Source organism: Cohnella massiliensis, assembly GCF_900169535.1.
Taxonomy (GTDB): domain Bacteria; phylum Bacillota; class Bacilli; order Paenibacillales; family Paenibacillaceae; genus Cohnella; species Cohnella algarum.
This window is the reverse complement of record NZ_LT821256.1, coordinates 200,539-218,506: the sequence shown is the minus strand read 5'-3', so window position 1 is coordinate 218,506 and position 17,968 is coordinate 200,539. Positions and strand designations below refer to the sequence as shown.

The following is a 17,968-nucleotide window of genomic DNA, read 5'->3' as shown; positions in this document are numbered from 1 at the left end:
GACCGCCGGGACGCGGCAGCAGTCCGAACAGGGGGAAGTGACCGACAATGAGAGCGTGGCAGGCCAAATGGATCGCGGATCCGGAATTCGCGGCGCTGCAGCCGATATCGCTGCTCCATAAGGAACAGGAGGCCGGGCCCTCGTTCGCCCATCCCGAGCAGCTGCGCAACCGGCATATGCTCGTTCGCAAAACCTTTTCGCTGGCGGCCGCTCCGGCCCGGGCCGTTCTGCGCATCTCCGCGGACGACTATTACAAGCTGTACGTCAACGGCCGCTTCGTCGGCCAGGGACCGGCGCAAGGGTACCCGTTCCATTACAACTATAACGAGTGGGATGTCGGCTCTTATCTTGCCGCCGGCGACAACGTTATCGCCGTGCACGTTTATTATCAGGGGATTGTGAACCGCGCCTACAACAGCGGGGATTTGCGGCAGGGGACGATCGCGGAGCTGCATGCGGACGAGGAGCTTCTGCTGGCGACCGACCGCACCTGGAAATTCCGGATCGCGGGCCATTACGGCGGCGGGGACGGCGAAACGGTCGGCTACGAAACGCAGTTTCTGGAGAATATCGATCAAAGGCTGGCCGTCCCCGGCTGGCAGGAGGCCGGGTTTCCGGATGACGATTGGCAGGAACCGGCCGAGCGGCCGGACGCCGATTACGCGTTCGCTCCGCAGCCGGTTCCCGCCGTTTGCGTCTACCGGGTCGCGCCCGAGCGCGTCGTTCGGCTTGCCGAAGGGCGTTACCTGCTCGATTTCGGGCGGGAGCTGACCGGGCAATTCGAGATGGAAGCGCGCGGGCGGCCGGGCGAGCGGATCGAGGTGCGGTACGGGGAGGAGCTGGCGGACGACGGCTCGTCCGTCCGGTACGAGCTGCGCTGCAACTGCCGCTACCGGGAAATTTGGACGCTGTCCGGACGGGAGGACAAGTTCGAGCCGTTCGAATACAAGGCGTTCCGCTACGTCGAGCTTGACGGGCCGGACGAGGCGCTGCGCCCGGACAGCTTCGCGGCCGTCGTCCGGCATTATCCGCTCGACGAGAGCGCGTGCCGGCTCGAAACGGACGATCCGCTGCTGCGCCGGATATGGGACATTTGCCTGCGCGGCGTGCAGCTGTGCGCGCAGGAAAACTACGTCGACTGCCCGTCCCGCGAGAAGGGGCAGTATTTGGGCGACAACACCGTGATGGGGCATACCCATATGTATATCGGCGGCGACATGCGCCTGTTCAAGAAGGCGATTCGCGACTTCGCGCTTTCCGCCGCCGTCTGCCCGGGGCTGCTGGCGGTCGCGCCCGGCCATTTCATGCAGGAGATCGCCGACTTCTCGCTGCAATGGCCGATGCAGCTGCTGCTTTACTACCGCCACAGCGGGGACGAGGCGTTTTTGCTTGAAATGCTCCCCGTCGCCGAAGGCGTGCTGGACTATTTCCGGAAGTACGCCCGTCCGGACGGCTTGCTGGAAAACGTGAAGGAAAAATGGAACCTGGTCGACTGGCCCGACAACCTGAGGGACGGCTACGATTTTCCGCTGACCCGGCCGGTCGGGGACGGTTGCCACAACGTTGTCAATGCGTTTTATATCGGCTGCGTGCAAACGGTTCAGGAGATCCGGGACTTCTTGGGCGTACCTTGCGAAGACGAGCTGCCGAAGCTGAAACGGGCGTTTGTCGACGCTTTTTATCGAGGCTCGGCAGGGCTGTTCGCCGATTCGGACGTCTCCGGGCATTCGTCGCTGCACGCCAACGTGCTGCCGCTTCTGTTCGGCATCGCTCCGCCGGAGTCGGTCCGGCCGATCGTGGCCCTGATCCGGGAAAAAAGGCTGAGCTGCGGCGTGTACATGTCCTATTTCGTGCTCAAGGCTTTGGCCGCTTGCGGGGAAACGGACTTGATCTACGAACTGATCATGTGCGAGGACGAGCGTTCCTGGGCCAACATGGTTCGCGAAGGAGCGACATCCTGCTTCGAGGCGTGGGGCAAAGAGCAGAAGTGGAACACCAGCCTCTGCCACGGCTGGGCCAGCGCGCCGATTCCCGTGCTGATCGAGGACATTATCGGCCTGAAGCCGGCGGCGCCGGGCTGGGCGAACGTCGACTTTCGGCCGCGCATTCCGGCGGCGATGAGGGATTTCGAGCTGGAATTCCGGACCGTTCGGGGCCCGGTCCGCGTTCGGTACCGGCAAGGCAAGCTTCAGCTCGAGACTCCGTAAGGCAGGCTGGGGGCAGGTTGGGCGGCATTTGCGAAGCAGCTTGATATTGGGGCTCCGCAAGGCAGTTGGCGGCATTTGAGGAAGCAAGCTTGAGGCTAAGCCTCTGTAAGGCAGGCTGGCGTCGTTTGCGAAGCTCCGAAGGGCGCAGCCGAGTCGGGCCCATGACCGGCCGCTTTCGGGCGGTTCCCCGGGCTTGCGCCTCGCGCCGGCGAGTAGACGGGGCCGCCGCGATTCCGGTATAATGACCAGAGAATCGAACAGGTGGGCGGCGGGCGCGGGAAATGACGCGGGCTGCCGCCTCAGTCAGGAGTGTTAACGAATGCCACTGTCTTGCGGGATCGTCGGCTTGCCGAACGTAGGCAAATCGACGCTGTTTAACGCGATTACCCAAGCGGGCGCCGAAATGGCGAACTACCCGTTCTGTACGATCGACCCGAACGTCGGCGTCGTCGAAGTGCCCGACGAGCGTCTGCAGCAGCTTGCCGATATCGTCAATCCGAACCGGATCGTGCCGACCGCTTTCGAATTCGTCGATATTGCCGGTCTCGTCAAAGGCGCCAGCCGGGGCGAAGGCCTGGGCAACAAGTTTTTGGCCAACATTCGCGAGGTCGACGCGATCGTGCACGTCGTGCGCTGCTTCGCGGACGAGAACATCACGCACGTCTCGGGGAAGATCGATCCGATCAACGATATCGAAGTGATCAACCTGGAGCTGATTTTGGCCGACCTCGACAGCGTTGAGCGCCGCATCGAGCGCACGCGCAAAAACATGAAGGGCGGCGACAAAAAGTACGCCCAGGAGCTCGAGGTGCTGGAGCGGGTACAAGCGGCGCTCGCGGACGAGAAGCCGGCCCGCAGCGTCGAGCTGACGGACGAGGAGCGGCTCATTTTGCGCGACCTTCACCTGCTGACGATCAAGCCGGTGCTGTACGCGGCGAACGTGAGCGAGAGCGAGGCGGGAGGCGCCGATAGCAATCCGTACGTGCAGCGGGTCCGCGAGTTCGCGGCGGCCGAAGGCTCGGACGTGGTGCCGATCAGCGCCAAGGTCGAGTCGGAAATCGCCGAGCTGGAAGGCGAGGACCGCGAAATGTTTCTGCAGGAGCTCGGCCTTGAGGAGTCCGGCCTCGACCGCCTGATCCGCGCGGCCTACAAGCTGCTCGGCCTGTACACGTATTTTACGGCCGGCGTGCAGGAAGTGCGGGCATGGACGATCCGCAAAGGCACGAAAGCCCCGCAAGCCGCCGCCGTCATCCACACCGACTTCGAGCGCGGCTTCATTCGCGCGGAAGTCGTCTCGTGCAGCGACCTCGTCGCGTCCGGCTCGATGGCCGCCGCCCGCGAGAAAGGCTTGCTGCGCCTTGAAGGCAAAGACTATGTCGTCGCCGACGGGGACGTCATGCATTTCCGCTTCAACGTTTAATCTCGTTTCGCGTCATCGAACGCCTTTTGCCCCTTCCGGGCGAAAGGCGTTTTTTTGGCCGATCAGCGCCACGGTGCCCTGCGGGAAGGGAGGTCTTTGGAAGAGTCGCCTGGGGGAGATCGTCGGAAGAGTCGCTTGGCAGAACGCCGCTTGCCTGGAGAACCCCCTGGCGGAATGGCGGCTTGTCGAGAGAGTCGCCCTCTGGGAACGCGGCTCATCGGAAGAGTCGCCTGCAGAAACGGGAGAGCGAAGCGGCAGGGGAGCGGCCCGAAGCCTATGTTGGATTTTATCCAATCGACAGAGCGAAAGACGGAGAAAGCTCGGCCTAGAGTGGATTTTATCCAACGAAAAACTTGGAAATAGGGCCGAATCTCCCGAAAAGTTTTCCCTCATTGGACAAAATCCAATGTAGCTGGCGAGCATCCCGAAAAAGCCGGTTTTGATTGGACAAAATCCAATCAAGCTTCGCGTTACCTCGCGAAAGAGGCCAAGACGTTCTTCGCCCCCTTCGTCAAACCTCGCTTCCGGCACCTAATTTTACGCCGGTCCCTTCTCCGAACCATACGCAAGCGCCCCGGGAATCCGTCAAGTCCCCTTGCAGGCTGCTGCCTCTCGCATAATCGCGTCAAGAACTCCCCTCGCCGAACCATACGCAAGCGCTCCGGGAATTCGTCAAATCCTTTTACATGCTCGCTGCCCTCTTGCGCTTCGCTTTCTGCTACTTCCGTTACCGCGTCAAGAACTCCCCCCAGTTTCCGACCGCCAAGAAGCCTGTCTTTCTGAGGACGCTGCCAAGGCGTAGTTTTTTTCCGTATAAGCAATTCATGTTTCTGCCAAATATAAATGCAACCTTTCCGGAAAAGAGCCCGTCTGGGAAAGTGCAACCGACATCTTGTGGAATTCCGGAAGGAGCGAACGCACAATGAAACATAAGAAAGCCCTAATCGTACTTACCGCCGTAGGCGTGATGGGAGCAACCGCCGCCGTCGCGGGAGCAGCGGGATTAAGCGAAAAGGTCAGCGGGCTTTTGCGGTCCGACGTTCAAGTTACCGTCAACGGCGATCAAACCGGTCTGCAGCCGGTATACATCAACGGCAAGGCGTACCTGCCCGTGCGCGATACCGCAGGCGCGCTGGGTTACGAGGTCGTCGCGACCGGCAAGCAAATTCAACTGCAATCGAAAGCGGAAACCCGCCAAGCGGACCCGCCGGTCGAGGAGCAGCGAATCCAGATGACGGGAGTCGTCGTAAGCAAAACGGTCGAAGGCGACACGACGCGGTTGGAAGTACGCGGCAAAGGCGGCTCCGACTGGATGATTTTGGGCGTAACCGCGGATACGGTCATCGAAAACGAAGCCGGGGAAGCGAAGACGATCGACGATATCAAGGAAGGCACCCACATCGCGGCGGATTACGGTCCGATCGTGGCGATGAGCTACCCGGGTCAATCGGCCGCGGCCAAGATCGTGATCGGAGCGGAACGGCTAATCAAGGAAGACGCCGTCAGCAGCGTGGCCCAAACGGAGGCCGGCTGGAAAGTGACGCTCGGAGCGGCGGCCGATCCGGCGTCGCAAATCGTGCTCAATGTGGGCGAAGACACGCTGATCGTCAAAGCGAACGGGGAACCCGTCAAGCCGGAGGAGCTGCAAACCGGAGCGAAGGTTCGCGCCTATTACGGCCCGCTCATCATGAAAAGCCTCCCGGCCCAAAGTCCTGCCGAGCTGATCGTCGTGCTCCCGGACGAGCAAGCCGAGCAATAAGCCGAATACAGGGTTGTGAGAACAATCGCCCGCTTGCGAAGCGCGGACCGAATCTCTCTCGCGGAGAAAAGTCCTGCGATTCGTGCGGGCGGTTTTTGCGCCGCGTTATCTGCACGGGTATTTTGCCGGGGCGGCTGGCGGCCATCGGACGCGCGGAAAAAGGCGCAGAACCCGTCACGGCTTGCGGGAATGTGATATACTAGAGTTGCGATTTATGTTCATCACAACTTTAGGAGGATGAATGCAGTGTTGGACCGTCTTCAAGCTTTGGCGGACCGGTATGAGAAACTGAACGAGCTGCTTTGCGATCCGGATGTCGTAAGCGACCCGTCGCGGCTTCGTTCGTATGCCAAGGAGCAATCCGATTTGGAAGAAGCCTACCGGGCTTATTTGGAATATAAAGCGGTCGTGGAGCAGCTCGGCGACGCCAAGGCGATGCAGGAAGAGAAACTCGACGAGGAAATGCGGGAAATGGTCAAGATGGAGATCGAGGAGCTTTCGGCCCGGGAGAAGGAGCTGGAGGAGCGGCTTCGCATTCTGATGCTCCCCAAAGACCCGAACGACGGCAAAAGCGTCATCGTCGAGATCCGGGGCGCGGCCGGCGGCGAGGAAGCGAATCTGTTCGCGGCCGACCTGTACCGGATGTACGCGAAGTATGCCGACCAGCAAGGCTGGAAGACCGAGCTGCTCGAAGCGAGCGTCAGCGATCTGGGCGGGTTCAAGGAAGTCATTTTCAGCATCGACGGCAAGGACGTGTACCGCAAGCTGAAATACGAAAGCGGCGCCCATCGCGTACAGCGCGTACCGGAAACCGAATCCGGCGGGCGGATTCACACGTCGACGTCGACCGTCGTCGTCATGCCCGAGGCGGAGGAAATCGAAATCGATATTTTGGACAAAGACATCCGCGTCGATACGTTCTGCTCCAGCGGCGCGGGGGGCCAATCCGTCAATACGACCAAATCCGCCGTGCGCGTAACCCACATTCCTACGGGCATCGTGGCAACGTGTCAGGACGGCAAGTCGCAGAACGACAACAAGGCCAAGGCGCTGCAGGTGCTTCGCACCCGGATTGTCGACATGAAACGGCAGGAAGAGGAAGCGAAGTATTCCGGCGAACGCAAGGAGAAAGTCGGTACGGGCGACCGAAGCGAACGGATTCGCACGTACAATTTCCCGCAAAGCCGGGTAACCGACCATCGGATCGGGCTGACCTTGCATCGGCTGGATTCGGTGCTGAACGGGGAAATGGACGATATCGTCCAGGCGTTGACGCTGGCGGAACAAACCGAGCAGCTCGCCAAGGACAACGGAGCTTAAAGCGAATGCGGCGCGCTTTTCACGCGGTTGCGGTCCGGCCCTCCGAAAGGAGCGGCCGGCCGTTTTGCGTTTGCGCGCGTGCCGGGAGGACGCAAAGAATGGAAACGCCTGGCCGGGTTTCGGCTAGCTGCGTTTATGGCCGTGCTCTCTGTAGGCGATATCCCGTAGGCTCAGGGTACAGGGGGAGTTCGGAGTCTGCTGACGATATCCCGCTGGCTCAGGGTACTGGGGGGTTCGGAGTCTGCAGACGATATCCCGCTGGCTCAGGGTACTGGGTGAGTTCGGAGTCTGCAGACGATATCCCGCTGGCTCAGGGGACTGGGTGAGTTCGGAGTCTGCAGACGATATCCCGTTGGCTCAGGGGGCTGGTGTTAGTCCGGAGTTTGCAGACGGCGTCTTTCCGCTCTCCCGAAGCCGGAACGGAATGTTCCGATTGTCCGGGCTGAGCGAAGGGGATACTGGCGATAAAGCGTAAAAAGAGGCATGCGCTTCCGCATGCCAGCGAGAAGTCTGACGGAAACGGGTTCCGTTATTACGCCGATCGGGCTGCCGGATTCGGCATAGCGAGGCAGGCATAACAGACCGCGGCGGGAACGGCGGACGGGAGGAGGAGCGTCGGATGACGGAAAAAAAAGCCGCAACGATCGGCGAAACCTGGCGGCAGGGGGCGGAGCGCTTGCGAAGCGCCGGCATTGAGGAGGCGGAAGCGAACGCGGAGCTGCTGCTGCTGCACGCGCTGGGCATCGGCAAAGCGGAGCTGCTGCGCGATATGCGCGAGCCGTTCCCGCCGGAGAGGGCGGAGGGCTGGGAACGGCTGCTGGAGCGCAAAGCCGCGGGGGAGCCGGTGCAGTATATTTTGGGCGGCCAGTATTTTTACGGCCGTTGGTTTGCGGCGACGCCGGACGTGCTCATCCCGCGGCCCGAGACGGAGCTGCTCGCGGAAGCGGTGCTGGCCGAGGCGTCCGGCTGGGAGGACGTCTCTTCGCTCTCCGTGCTGGACGTCGGCACGGGAAGCGGGGCGCTCGCCGTGACGCTGGCGGCCGAGCGGCCGAATTGGCGCGTCGCCGCGTCGGATTTGTCGGCGGCCGCGCTTGCGGTGGCGCGCGGCAACGCGGAGCGCCACGGCGTGCATGCGAGGATCGACTTCGTGCAAGGCGATCTGCTGGAGCCCTTTATCGCCGGCCGGACGGCGGTCGACGTGCTCGTATCCAACCCGCCGTACATCCGTTCCGGCGATATTGCGGGCTTGCAGCGCGAGGTGCGGGACTTCGAACCGCATCTCGCGCTCGACGGGGGCGCCGACGGCCTTGCCCCCTATCGGTCGATGGCGCTGCAGATTCGAGCGCTGCCCGATTTGCCCCGCCTCATCGCTTGGGAGGTGGGAGCGGGGCAGGCGCCCGATGTCGCCGTCTTGCTCCGTCAGGCGGCGGACTGGCGCGAAATCCGGTTCGTGCGGGACTTCGCGGGCATCGACCGCCATGTGCTGGCCGTCCGCGGATAAGCGCCGCGAAATTTTCGCTTTCTCCCTTTTAATAGGTTTATAGATTCCCAATCCGGACATACTGTGGCTAAGACGTTCCGGAACGCATCGATAGCGCCGACGGGCGCTCCCAAGGAGCGAGAAAGCGATGCGTGGTCTTAGCCATTTTTTATTCCTCTTTTTTGCTTTGTCCGTAGGCGTGTCCGTTTGGTCCTCTTATTCCGTTTTCGCAAGCTCGAACGCCGGCGGGGAAATCCCCGACGAAGCGATTCGCATCCGCATTATCGCGAATTCCGATTCCGACCGGGATCAAGCGATCAAAAGCAAGGTGCGCGACCGCGTCGCCGAGCTGATCGATTCCTGGGGCGCGATGCCGACGACGATCGAAGAGTCGAGAGCGCTGCTTCGTTCGCATATGGAAGACATTCAGGCGGCCGCCGAGCGCGTGCTCGAAGAAGAAGGCGCCGTTTACGGAGCCGAAGCGGAGCTTGCCGAAGTTCCGTTTCCCGCGAAAATATTCGGGGGCGTGCTCTATCCGGAAGGAAACTACGAGGCGCTCCGCATTACGCTCGGCGAGGGCGTCGGCGCGAACTGGTGGTGCGTGCTGTTCCCGCCGCTTTGCCTGACGGCGGCGACCGCCGAGGATCCGGACGCCGAAGTTGCCGCGGCCGCCGCGAACGGCGCGGGCGGGGAGGCGGCGCCGGCGGTTTCCGGGGGAGAGGGGCAGGACGAACCGAAAGCGGGCTTTTTCCTTTGGGGTTTGCTCGAGAAGCTGTTCGCCTTTATCGCTTCGCTGTTCTCCTGACCGCCGGGCGGCTGTGCTATAATGGCAGTATCAAGTTGCCAAGGATGGTTGAAACCGACGATGAAGCTGCATACGATATATTGGCCGCCGGAGCGGGAAGAGGCCGGCATTCGCGAAGCCGCCGCGGCTCTTGCCGCAGGCGGCGTTGTCGCTTTCCCGACGGAAACGGTATACGGTCTCGGCGGGGACGCTCGCAGCGTGGAGGCCGCGGAACGCATATTCGCCGCCAAAGGCCGCCCGTCCGACAATCCGCTGATCGTGCATTTGGCCGACGCGAAGGACGCCGACGCCCTGGCGGGCCCGATCGGCGAGCTGGAGAGGAAATTGATGGCCGCCTTTTGGCCCGGCCCGCTTACGCTCGTGCTGCCCGTGCGCCCGGGCGCCGTGTCGGCTCGGGTTACCGCCGGGCTGGACACGGTCGCGGTCCGCGTTCCCGGACACGAACTCGCCCGGCGCCTGATCGCCGCGGCGGGATGCCCGATCGCCGCGCCGAGCGCGAACCGCTCGGGACGGCCGAGCCCGACGCTCGCCCGGCACGTGCTGGAGGACCTCGACGGGCGCATCGACGGCGTGCTGGACGGCGGTCCGACCGGCGTCGGGCTGGAGTCCACCGTCGTGCGGGTCGTGGACGGGACCGTACACGTTTTGCGCCCGGGCGGCGTGACGGCGGAACAGCTGCGGGCGGCGGCGGGCGCAGGCGCGAAAGTCGTCGCGGCCGGCGAGGGGCCAAGCGGCGACCGCGGCGTGAATAACGAAACCGGCGCAGGGAGCGAAGCCTCCGAAGCGCCGCGCTCGCCCGGCGTCAAATACACCCATTACGCTCCGCGCGGGCGGATGACGCTGATCGCGGCGGACGATCCGGCCCGCCTGCGCTCCGGCGTCCAGGACGCAGCCGATGCCGCCGGGCGAAGCGGGGCCAAGGTCGGCATTTTGGCTTGCGCCGAGCATGCCGGCTTCTACCGCGCGGACGCCGTGCTGACGCTCGGCTCCCGCGAGCGGCCGGAGCAAGCCGCGCAGACGCTGTACGCCGCGCTCCGGCAATGCGACGAGCGAGGCCTCGAGGCGATTTTCGCCGAAAGCTTTCCCGAGAAGGGCATCGGCGCGGCGCTTATGAACCGGATGCTCAAAGCTTCCGGAGGACGAATCGTTCGCGTCTGATTGCCGTACTCGTCCCCCTTCATCCCGGCCCGGACATGTTCGCCTGTCCATGCGCATATGTTGAGATATCGGCATTTGCGGACAAGGTGGGCAAGGGGGACGGACGATGGGAATGGAAGCGGCATCCGTTGGGCAAATTTTAACGATTTTAATTATGGCGGTCGCTTTGGGCATGGATGCTTTTTCCCTCGGCGTCGGGATCGGCCTGAAAGGGGTTCGTTTGCTCGATGTGCTCAAGATCAGCACGGCAATCGGCCTTTTCCACGTCCTGATGCCGCTAGGGGGCATGTGGGCCGGCCATTACGTAAGCGAGCTGCTGGGCGGAGTGGCGACTTCGGCGGCGGGGGCGCTGCTGCTTCTGCTCGGCGGGCACATGGTGTACAGCGCGCTCCGGGGAGAAGCCGTCGAGACGGTCAACCACCGAACCTTCTGGGGAATGATTCTGTTTGCGTTCACGGTCAGCATCGACTCGTTTTCGGTCGGCGTTTCGCTCGGGATGTTCGCGGCTCACCGGACGTTCACCGTCCTTGCCTTCGGTTTTTTCGGAGGAGCGATGAGCGTGCTGGGCCTGATGATCGGAAGGCGGATCAGCCGGTCGCTCGGCGGGTACGGCGAAGCGTTCGGGGGCGTCATTTTATTTGCGTTCGGCGTCATGTTTCTGATATAAAATGAGTACGTACGGCAATTGGCCTCGGGTGTGCAGGAGGGGATGAAGATGAGGCGGATTCTGCTGGTCTGTACGGGCAATACGTGCCGCAGTCCGATGGCGGAGGCGATGCTGAAAAGCTTGGCCGAACAAGGGGGGATTCCCCTGGAGGTTCGTTCCGCCGGCGTAAGCACGATCGACGGGATGCCGATTTCGCCCCACGCCGCACAAGCTTTGATCAACCGGCAATTGCCGTTGCCGGGAGGTTCGACCTCGCTTGACGGGGAGACGGCGCGATGGGCCGATCTCATCTTGACGATGACGACCGGACACAAGAGAACCGTCGTCGCCCGCTACCCGGAAGCGTCCGGCAAGACGTACACGCTGAAGGAATTCGCGATGGGCGGCGAACCGGCCGCCATGAACGATCTGGCGGAGGCGCAGCGGCTTTATGCCGATTGGCAGGTCCGGCAGGCGCTCGGGGAAAGCTTGCCCGAAGCCGACCGGAAGCGCCTGGAAGAGCTGGCGAGCCGGCTTCCCGATTTGGATATCGCCGACCCTTACGGCGGTACGCCGGAAATGTACGAGCGAAGCGCCGACGAGATTTGGGAAGCGCTCGATCAGGTCGTTCGCCGGCTGGATACGGATTGATTTTTTGCGTTTCCTCAAGTATGATGAAGGTACATGTTGCAAGTTCCGATGTGACTGGCGACGATGTGGGGGTAACCACGGTGGAGCATCGGAATATCGGCCGGTCGCCTGGGCAAAAGAGCAGACGTGCGTATTTTCGCGCGCCTTGCTCTTTTTCGTCTTTTTTCGAGCTTTTAGGTATAATAAACGTTGGACGAAGAGGAGGTTGTTTACATGAAAATCGCGATCGGAGCGGACCACGCCGGTTATCGCTTGAAGGACGTCATCGTGCCTTTTCTCAAGGCGCAAGGCCATGAAATCATCGACGTCGGCTGCAATTGCGCCGATTCGGTCGACTATCCCGACTATTCCGTGCCCGTCTGCGACAAAGTCGTCAGGGGCGAAGCGGAGCGCGGCATTCTGATTTGCGGAACCGGCATCGGCATGTCGATCGCCGCCAACAAGACGCCGGGCATTCGCTGCGCGCTCGTTCACGACTTGTTCTCGGCGAAAGCGACTCGCGAGCATAACGACACGAACGTGCTGGCGATGGGCGAACGCATTATCGGCCCGGGCCTGGCGGAAGAAATCGTCCGGGTTTGGCTGGAAACGCCGTTCTCGCAGGGCGAGCGCCATGCGGGACGGATCAACAAGGTCAAAGCGATCGAATCGCAGTATTCCCTTCATCCCTAATAAATTCGCAAAGCGGCTTCGAGCCGGGGAGGAATGAGGCATGACGGAAATGGGATCGGAAGCCGTGTCCGGATCCGGGTCGCCCGCGCAACCGGGGCGGCCGGCGGAGGAACAGACGGCGGAAACCGGACGAAACGAAGCCGGGCGAAACGGCGGCGAGCCTTTGGCGGACCGGGTGGAGCGGGCGCTGGCCGAGCTGGTCGCGGCGGGCAAGCTTCGTCCGGGACAGAAGCTGGTCGCGGGCGTCAGCACGAGCGAGGTGCGCGGCCTGCGCATCGGCACCGCGGGCGCGGCCGAAGTGGCGGAGCAGATTTACGAAGGGGTTCGCCGGGTTTGCGAGCGGGCGGGCTTGCACGCGCTTTGGCAGTGCTGCGAGCATTTGAACCGCGCGCTCGTCGCCGAGCGGGCGTTGGCCGAGGCTCAAGGGTGGACGATCGTTTCCGCGGTGCCCGTGCCGAAAGCGGGCGGCTCGATGGCGGCTTACGCGTACCGCCGGTTGTCCGATCCGTGTCTGGTCGAAGCGGTGCAGGCGGATGCGGGCATCGACATCGGCGAAACGCTGATCGGCATGCATTTGCGTCCGGTTGCAGTGCCGGTTCGCCCGTCCGTTCCGTGGGTCGGGGAAGCCCGGGTCACGATGGCCTACGCCCGGCCCAAGCTGATCGGCGGGGAGCGGGCGGTGTACGAACTGCCGGCCGATTCCTCGGCCTCCCGAACTTGCGATTGAGCATTTTTTAAAAAAAGCTAGATGGCGCTGCGCCAACGATTTTTATAAACCGAACCGCTCCATAATCCAAAGGAGGATGCAAAATGTCACAATTGCGCAATCAAGATCCGGAAATCGTCAATGCGTTAAACCTGGAGCTTAACCGTCAACGCAATAACCTGGAACTGATCGCTTCCGAGAACATCGTCAGCGAAGCCGTGCTGGAAACGATGGGCACCGTGCTTACGAACAAGTATGCGGAAGGCTATCCGGGCAAACGCTATTACGGCGGCTGCGAATACGTCGACATTCCGGAAGAGATCGCCCGCAACCGCGCCAAGGAGCTGTTCGGAGCGGAGCATGTCAACGTACAGCCGCATTCCGGCGCGCAAGCGAACATGGCCGTTTATTTGGCCGCGCTGCAGCCCGGCGACACGGTGCTCGGCATGAACCTGGCCCACGGCGGCCACCTGACGCACGGAAGCCCGGTCAACGCGTCCGGCCTGCTGTACAACTTCGTCGCCTACGGCGTCAACGAGCAGACGTTCACGATCGATTACGACGAAGTGCGCAAAGCGGCGTTCAAGCACCGCCCGCGCCTGATCGTGGCCGGCGCCAGCGCCTACCCGCGGATTATCGACTTTGAAGCGCTCGGCCAGATCGCCAACGACATCGGCGCGCTGTTCATGGTCGATATGGCGCACATCGCGGGCCTCGTCGCCGGCGGCCAGCATCCGAGCCCGGTGCCGCACGCCCATTTCGTGACGACGACGACGCACAAAACGCTGCGCGGACCGCGCGGCGGCATGATTTTGACCCGCAAGCCTTGGGCGGCCGCGATCGACAAAGCGGTATTCCCGGGTTCGCAGGGCGGCCCGCTCATGCACATCATCGCGGCCAAGGCGGTCGCGCTCGGCGAAGCGCTGCAGCCTTCGTTCAAAGACTACGCGGCCAACGTCGTCGCGAACGCGAAAGCGCTCGCCGACGAGCTGCTGTCGCAAGGGCTGAACCTGGTGTCCGGCGGCACCGACAACCACCTCATGCTGGTGGATACGCGCAACCTGAACATCACCGGCAAAGATGCCGAGCACGTGCTCGATTCGGTCGGCATTACCGTCAACAAAAACGCCATCCCGTTCGACCCGACGAGCCCGTTCGTCACGAGCGGCATCCGGATCGGCACCCCGGCCGTCACTTCGCGCGGCATGGACGCCGAAGCGATGAAAACGATCGGCGAGGTCATCGCCCTGACGCTGAAGAACAAGGACGACTCAGCCGTTCTGGACAAGGCGCGCGCGATGGTTACGGAGTTGACGGAGCAATTCCCGCTTTATCCGAATTTGAAATACTGATTCGATTGATGCCTCAAAGGCGGCCCGGCGGGCCGCCTTTTTTTCACCCGCGTGACAGAGAGCCCGAGCAAGCCTATCTGCCCTCATTTGAGTAACCATGACTCATCTCGCCGCCTCCGCACGCACGCGAACGATCCAGTTGAGTCGTGACGACTCAACTCGACCCGCCATTCGCAACAAGCCGCCCTCATTTGAGCAACCACGACTCATCTCGCCGCCTCCGCTCGCACGCGAACGATCCAGTTGAGTCGTGACGACTCAACTCGACCCGCCACGCGAAACAAGCCGCCCTCATTTGAGTAACCACGGCTCATCTCGCCGCCCCGCACGCACGCGAACGATCCAGTTGAGTCGTGACGACTCAACTCGACCTGCCATTCGCAACAAGCCGCCCTCGATCGGGTTGTCCCAAGGTCGCGACAGGCCGAAAGGGGCAGCCCCTTTTTTTCACCGCGGCCCGAAAAAAGTACCTTGCATTTTTAAGTACTTTCCCTTATGATAGCTATGTACCTAAATATATTAAGTAATGTTTGGGCGGGGGCACGCCATTTTGAACACGGAAATGTTGAAGGGGACCGTCGATCTTCTCATCCTTTCGATTATCCAGCACCAGGACAACTACGGCTACGAAATTTCCAAGGCGATCAAGGAACGCACGGCGGGAGCGTTCGAACTGCAGGAGGCGACGCTGTATTTGTCGCTGAAACGGCTGGAGAAGCAGCGCGCGGTATCTTCCTACTGGGGAGACCAGACCCACGGGGGCAGGCGGAAATATTATTCGATCACCGACGAAGGAAGGGCGCTTTTGAACAAGTATATCGAGGATTGGCGCCAGACCAACGAAATCGTCAGTCGATTTATTTGAGGGGAATGAAGGGGCATGGTTTGGCTAAGAAAAGCGTTCAGCATCGGCGATCTGAAATTCGGCTGGATTTTGCTGGTGTCCCTGGCCGTCTGCGCCGCGGTTGGCTACATCGACCTCGTCGACAATCCGGAGGATCAGTTCTGGCTGGCGGTCGGGTATGCCGTCGCGTTCGGTCTCGCCGTATTGTGGAGCGGCGTCAACTACGTCGGCCACATTCGCCTTGCCGCGATGTACCGGAAGATGAACGATATCGGAGCGTATGTGGAACAGCTGGCGATGGGCGCCGAGGACAAGGCGGAATTAAGGAACTACTTGGAGGATTACGCGCAGGATTTGATCCGTCAGGGAAAATCCGAACGGCAGGCGACGGCGGAGGCCATCTCGCAGTTTCAGGTAAAAGAATTGCTGAGGCTGTCCAAGCATACGGATCTGTTTCAACTGCACGCTCACTATTATTTGCTTGGATGGACAGCATGCGCGGCGCTCCTTGTTCTTCTGATCGAACTGACGAAGGGGGTGTTTCCGTCCGAATCGCTGGCCATCCTCCTCGCGGAATCGATCGCTGCCGCTTACGGCGCGTCGTTCGTCTGCCTGTTTTTCGTCTATAAGCTGCTCGACGCCTTTATTTATCGAACGTTGCGAAAGCATTTATTCTAGTATACGGAGCAAGGGGAGAAACCTATGGAAAATTGGATTACCAATATGATGAACGATTTCGGCTATTTCGGCGTCTTTCTTTTGATCGCGCTTGAAAATCTTTTCCCGCCGATTCCTTCGGAAGTGATTTTGACGTTCGGCGGGTTTATGACGACTTACACGAACCTGACCGTCGTAGGCGTCGTCATCGCCTCCACGATCGGTTCCGTCGTCGGGGCCGTCCTCTTGTACTACATCGGCTTTATCATCGACCGCGACCGGATGGAGCGCATTATCGTCAAGTGGGGACGCATCTTGCGGCTGACTCCCGCCGACGTGCACAAATCGTACGACTGGTTTGCCAAATACGGCGTATGGACGGTTTTCCTTTGCCGGATGGTTCCGCTGCTCCGCAGCCTGATCTCCATCCCCGCCGGAAGCACCCGGATGAATTTCAGCCTGTTTCTTTTTTTGACGACCGTCGGCTCGCTTATTTGGAACGTCGCCCTCGTCCTGATCGGCGCCGCCGTGGGGGCTTCCTGGGAGACGATCGTCGGTTACATGGACGTATATTCCAATGTCGTGTACGCGCTGCTGGCCCTCGGCTGCCTGGCCGTCGCCGTATGGTGGTTCAAAAGACGGAAAAAATCATAAAATTTCAAGGCGCAGGCCTTTTTGCAAAAAAAATTTTGACCTTTCTTCATGATGCCGTGTATACTGATAATACGCTTAATTCCCGCGCGTAACGGCCGGGAAGCGGGGGAACCAATCTTTTGGGGCTAATTGGCGCCGATGAGGCGTCATAGGGTACCATCTTGCCCGAGTCCGTCAGCTAACCTCGTCTGCAGTGGATGGGTCAATGCATCTTGCATACATCGTACTTATTGACCCTGTCAGAGGGTCTTTTCTGTCTTTTGCGACCCCTCGCTGGCTAAGCGTGCTTTCCGCCTTGCCGCAAGGGGTTTTTGCGTCCCCTGCCGGCCGGAGCCTATACACTGGGAGAAGGAGGAATTCGGATGTCATCGTCCAGATCTTTTCACAACGTCGGCAGCGCCGCAGCCGTTCCCGGCCAAGAGAATCGAACGCTGCCCCCCATTCTCGGCAAGCTAGGCGTTCGTCTGAACGAATATTACATGAGCCTTATCGATTGGAAGGATCCGGCGGATCCTTTGCGGCGATTGATCGTTCCTTCGACCGGTCAGCTCAAAATTTGCGGCGGATCGGACGGATCCTGCGACGATGCCGGGTACGACGCGCCGGGCTGCCGGCACATCTACCGCAATACGGCGCTGCTTCGCATGCCGGATGCCGTTCGCGTGCGCGAGCTGCGGGGCGAGCCCGCGGATGCGCTGTCCGAGATCGCGGCGGGAATCGACTACATCGCCCGGCGCAAAGAAATCGACAACGTGGCGCTGGCCGGGGGCGACGGTCTCGCGATCGGGAGCGCGGCGCTTCGCGACGTGCTGGAACGGCTTTGCCGCATCGATCACGTTCGCGTCATTCGCATCCATTCCAAACTGCCGCTGTTCAATCCGAAGCGGATCAGCGAGAACGAGGCGCTGCTGCAACTGATCGGCGAATATTCCAAGCCTGAGCGGCGTATTTTCGTGATGGCGACGGTTCATCATCCGCGCGAGGTGACCCCCGAGGCGAGCCGGGCTTTCCAGGCGCTTCGGGAAGCTCATGCGATCGTCATGGGCCACGTGCCGATTCTCAGGGGCGTGAACGACAGTTCGGGAACGCTCCGGTCGCTGCTCGACCGGCTGGCAGGCGCCGGCGTCGCGCCGGACGGGTTTTATATTTATCCGCCGGATCGCGACAACCGCTTCTCGCTGCCGCTCGGCCGGGTATACGAGCTTGTGGAAGGGGCCAAGGCCTCGACCAGCGTCCCGGGCAAGAGCGTGAAGCTGGCGATGAACCATCCGTCCGGCAAAATCGAAATCCTCGCGGTCGAAAACCGCAAGGCTTACTTGAAATACCACCAGTCCAAGCACTACCCTTACGGCAAGTTCATGATGCTGGAGTGTCCGCCCTCGGCGGTCTGGTTCGACGATCTTCCCGGAAGCGAGCGGTATTGGCCGGTTCCTGAAACGGCCGCGCCCGGGAAGCGTTTCGACGACAGCCCGGGAGACGCGGCCCGGCGTCAGGCCAACCACATCATCGCGGATTGACGGCAGCGAATCGTCGTTCCGATCGGCGGCTTTCTCCGTACGGCGGCGGAGAAAGCCGTTTTTCTGTCGAAGGGCCGTCCTGGCATGAAACCAAAGTCCTCCCCCCACGTACTATTGGTT

16 protein-coding genes and 2 riboswitches are annotated in these 17,968 nt (G+C 61.5%); all 16 genes read left to right on the top strand.

Annotated elements, in window-relative coordinates; all coding sequences use genetic code 11:
- Window positions 1–47 precede the first annotated feature (47 nt).
- The 16 genes from B7E11_RS05705 (at window position 48) to B7E11_RS05630 (ending at window position 17,848) form a co-directional block, all read left to right on the top strand.
- Window positions 48–2,207: an alpha-L-rhamnosidase gene (locus B7E11_RS05705; protein WP_080832638.1), complete on the top strand. Its 2,160-nt coding sequence runs from the start codon at window positions 48–50 to the stop codon at window positions 2,205–2,207.
- Window positions 2,208–2,526: 319 nt separating this feature from the next.
- A complete protein-coding gene (gene ychF / locus B7E11_RS05700; protein ID WP_080832637.1) occupies window positions 2,527–3,627 on the top strand; it encodes a redox-regulated ATPase YchF in 1,101 nt (366 codons plus the stop codon).
- A 922-nt stretch (window positions 3,628–4,549) separates the two neighbouring features.
- Complete coding sequence (locus B7E11_RS05695) at window positions 4,550–5,386, top strand: hypothetical protein (RefSeq protein WP_080832636.1); 837 nt, start codon at window positions 4,550–4,552, stop codon at window positions 5,384–5,386.
- A gap of 246 nt (window positions 5,387–5,632) precedes the next feature.
- Window positions 5,633–6,706 carry a peptide chain release factor 1 gene (prfA, locus tag B7E11_RS05690; RefSeq protein ID WP_080832635.1) on the top strand — a complete coding sequence of 358 codons (1,074 nt, stop codon included), beginning with the start codon at window positions 5,633–5,635 and terminating at the stop codon, window positions 6,704–6,706.
- Window positions 6,707–7,325: 619 nt separating this feature from the next.
- Complete coding sequence (gene prmC, locus B7E11_RS05685; protein WP_080832634.1) at window positions 7,326–8,207, top strand: peptide chain release factor N(5)-glutamine methyltransferase; 882 nt, start codon at window positions 7,326–7,328, stop codon at window positions 8,205–8,207.
- A 127-nt stretch (window positions 8,208–8,334) separates the two neighbouring features.
- Complete coding sequence (gene spoIIR / locus B7E11_RS05680) at window positions 8,335–8,991, top strand: stage II sporulation protein R (protein WP_080832633.1); 657 nt, start codon at window positions 8,335–8,337, stop codon at window positions 8,989–8,991.
- Between the two features lie 60 nt (window positions 8,992–9,051).
- Entirely contained in the window at window positions 9,052–10,149 is a 1,098-nt protein-coding gene (locus B7E11_RS05675; RefSeq protein WP_080832632.1) for an L-threonylcarbamoyladenylate synthase, read from the top strand.
- A 106-nt stretch (window positions 10,150–10,255) separates the two neighbouring features.
- Window positions 10,256–10,816, top strand: coding sequence for a manganese efflux pump MntP (locus tag B7E11_RS05670; RefSeq protein ID WP_080832631.1), 561 nt, complete (start codon window positions 10,256–10,258; stop codon window positions 10,814–10,816).
- 48 nt (window positions 10,817–10,864) lie between these two features.
- The gene (locus B7E11_RS05665; RefSeq protein ID WP_080832630.1) at window positions 10,865–11,446 is read left to right on the top strand and encodes a low molecular weight protein arginine phosphatase; all 582 of its coding nucleotides are present in this window, start codon (window positions 10,865–10,867) and stop codon (window positions 11,444–11,446) included.
- A gap of 40 nt (window positions 11,447–11,486) precedes the next feature.
- A riboswitch (ZMP/ZTP riboswitch) is annotated at window positions 11,487–11,567 on the top strand.
- Window positions 11,568–11,659: 92 nt separating this feature from the next.
- A complete protein-coding gene (gene rpiB / locus B7E11_RS05660) occupies window positions 11,660–12,118 on the top strand; it encodes a ribose 5-phosphate isomerase B (RefSeq protein WP_080832629.1) in 459 nt (152 codons plus the stop codon).
- 40 nt (window positions 12,119–12,158) lie between these two features.
- A complete protein-coding gene (locus B7E11_RS05655; RefSeq protein WP_245809631.1) occupies window positions 12,159–12,845 on the top strand; it encodes a TIGR01440 family protein in 687 nt (228 codons plus the stop codon).
- Between the two features lie 83 nt (window positions 12,846–12,928).
- Window positions 12,929–14,176, top strand: coding sequence for a serine hydroxymethyltransferase (locus B7E11_RS05650; RefSeq protein ID WP_080832628.1), 1,248 nt, complete (start codon window positions 12,929–12,931; stop codon window positions 14,174–14,176).
- A gap of 550 nt (window positions 14,177–14,726) precedes the next feature.
- Window positions 14,727–15,041 carry a PadR family transcriptional regulator gene (locus B7E11_RS05645; RefSeq protein WP_080832627.1) on the top strand — a complete coding sequence of 105 codons (315 nt, stop codon included), beginning with the start codon at window positions 14,727–14,729 and terminating at the stop codon, window positions 15,039–15,041.
- Window positions 15,042–15,056: 15 nt separating this feature from the next.
- On the top strand, window positions 15,057–15,698 hold the full coding sequence (locus B7E11_RS05640) for a permease prefix domain 1-containing protein (protein WP_080832626.1): 642 nt from the start codon (window positions 15,057–15,059) through the stop codon (window positions 15,696–15,698).
- Window positions 15,699–15,722: 24 nt separating this feature from the next.
- Window positions 15,723–16,331 (top strand): DedA family protein, encoded by a 609-nt coding sequence (locus B7E11_RS05635; RefSeq protein WP_080832625.1) that lies wholly within the window; start codon window positions 15,723–15,725, stop codon window positions 16,329–16,331.
- A gap of 62 nt (window positions 16,332–16,393) precedes the next feature.
- A riboswitch (cyclic di-AMP (ydaO/yuaA leader) is annotated at window positions 16,394–16,539 on the top strand.
- A 154-nt stretch (window positions 16,540–16,693) separates the two neighbouring features.
- Complete coding sequence (locus B7E11_RS05630) at window positions 16,694–17,848, top strand: KamA family radical SAM protein (protein ID WP_080832624.1); 1,155 nt, start codon at window positions 16,694–16,696, stop codon at window positions 17,846–17,848.
- Window positions 17,849–17,968: the final 120 nt, after the last annotated feature.